This is a genomic window from Mesorhizobium sp. M2E.F.Ca.ET.209.01.1.1, from assembly GCF_004010375.2.
Classification (GTDB): Bacteria; Pseudomonadota; Alphaproteobacteria; order Rhizobiales; family Rhizobiaceae; genus Mesorhizobium.
On record NZ_SADP02001152.1, the window covers coordinates 1 to 291 of the forward strand.

Sequence of the window (291 nt, forward strand, 5' to 3'; positions counted from 1 at the left end):
GGCGCCGCCGCCGTCTTGTCCGCCGGAGCGGCAGCAGGAGCCGTCGCGGTGGCGGGGGCGGTTGCCGCCGGCTCGTTCGATGCCGTCGTGGCCGGCACCGGATCAGAAGCCTTGCGGTTGAAGTCCGGCTGCGCCTGCAGTTCTTCCTTGGTGGTCTGCGCAACCAGCCAGCGGTCGCCATTCTTCTGTGCCCACTGCGCCTTGGCGAAATCATAGGCGACGTTCTTCTCGCCCATGCCGAGGAAGCCGCCCACGCCAATAATCAGCGACTGCGCCTTGCCCTCCTTGGTC

Annotated in this window: 1 protein-coding gene; it reads right to left on the reverse strand. The window is 67.7% G+C overall.

Annotated elements, in window-relative coordinates; translation table 11 throughout:
* Positions 1-291 (reverse strand): PRC-barrel domain-containing protein (locus tag EN852_RS39510; RefSeq protein ID WP_135879952.1); only part of this gene is annotated, 291 nt, incomplete at both ends.